Genomic DNA, 1,426 nt, shown 5'->3' on the forward strand with positions numbered 1-1,426 from the left:
GCACGGTGGCCTCGAAGGAGGACGCCACCCCGCTCGACTCCAGGGTGTCGCCCTCGACGACCGCCCCCTGGGCGGGGGACGTCACGTAGACCAGGCTCGAGACCTCGAGGGCCGGAGCAGTGGTGAAGGGCGCCTCGGTACTGAGCCCGAAGAGCACCGGGTCGCTGCCCGTGCGCTGCACCTGCACCGGCACCCGCTCCTGCTGCACGCCCTGGAGCGTGTAGACGAGCTGCTGGACGGCGAGCCGGGCCGAGCGCTTGGACATGCCGTCGGGCCGATCGGTGAAGCCGTCACCGGGGATCGTCACGAGCAGCACGCCGTCGGTGGCCTGCACGCTCTCGATGCCCACGTCGGGCCACTCGGTGCGGTAGTCCGGGTCGAGGGGGGTGCCGCCGTCCACCAGGTCGGCGGCCCCCGTCAGCGGGTCGCCGGAGACCTGCTGGAACTCGCGGAAGAGTCGGGGCCCCTGCGGGGTGTCGCCCACGAAGTAGACCGGCACCGCGGCCCCGGAGGACTCGGTGGAGTCGTCGCCCGAGCTCTCCGAGTCCGACCCTCCGGGCTCGCCGGTCGGCTCCGGGGCAGAGGAACCGGTGGTGTCGGTGGTGTCGGTGGCCGAGTCGGTCGCGGAGGCGCCCGCGGGTGCCTGGTCGCCGGCGGCCCCGCCGTCGTCGGAGCAGGCGGACAGCCCCGAGGCCAGGCCCAGGGTCAGCGTGGCGTACAGGGCCAGGGAAGTGGTGCGCATGCGTTTCACGCTAGTGGGACGTACGACGCCTCGAATCGGTTACACGCCGGGGACCCCGGACTTAGGCTGGGCCCATGACCGCGCCCGATCGTCCCGACGACTGCCTGTTCTGCAAGATCGTGGCCGGTGACGTCCCCGCCGACATCGTGCGCGCCGACGAGACGACCGTCGCGTTCCGCGACCTCCACCCGCAGGCCCCGACCCACGTGCTGGTGGTCCCGCGCAGCCACTACGCGGACGCCGCCGAGCTGGCCCACCACGAGCCGTCCGGTCTGGCCGACGTCCTACGGGCGGCCGCGGACGTCGCCGACAGGGAGGGCCTCACCGACGGCTACCGATCGGTCTTCAACACCGGGGCCGGCGCCGGCCAGACCGTCTTCCACGCCCACCTGCACGTCCTCGGCGGACGGTCCCTCCAGTGGCCCCCCGGATGAGCCGCCGACTCGTGGCCGCCCTCGCCGGCGCCGTCCTCGTCCTGGCGGGCTGCTCGTCCACGTCCGGCGAGGATTCGTCCGGCCCCCAGGCCACGGACGCCGCCGCAGCCGAGTCGTCCGCCGGGGCCGAGTCCGGCCACGACGACCACACGGGGGCCACGCCGGCCCCGGAGGTGCCGCTGCGCAAGGGGGAGCGTCGCGAGACCCTCGCCATGCCGGCGGCGTACACCCCCTCCGCGCCGTACGGCAC

Annotated in this window: 2 protein-coding genes and 1 pseudogene; 2 read left to right on the plus strand and 1 reads right to left on the minus strand. The window is 74.3% G+C overall.

Annotation, left to right across the window (positions count from 1 at the left end):
• A partial coding sequence (locus ACXJKL_RS21050) for a hypothetical protein (RefSeq protein ID WP_457208941.1) occupies positions 1-742 on the minus strand: 742 nt, incomplete at its 3' end.
• A gap of 74 nt (positions 743-816) precedes the next feature.
• Here ACXJKL_RS21050 and ACXJKL_RS21055 point away from each other — a divergent pair.
• Together ACXJKL_RS21055 and ACXJKL_RS21060 are read left to right on the plus strand one after the other, a co-directional pair.
• Entirely contained in the window at positions 817-1,176 is a 360-nt protein-coding gene (locus tag ACXJKL_RS21055; protein ID WP_457208942.1) for a histidine triad nucleotide-binding protein, read from the plus strand.
• Positions 1,173-1,426: pseudogene (locus tag ACXJKL_RS21060) on the plus strand (hypothetical protein); the annotation flags it as partial. The gene ACXJKL_RS21055 and the pseudogene ACXJKL_RS21060, both read left to right, overlap by 4 nt.

Source organism: Nocardioides sp. P5_C9_2, assembly GCF_054049555.1.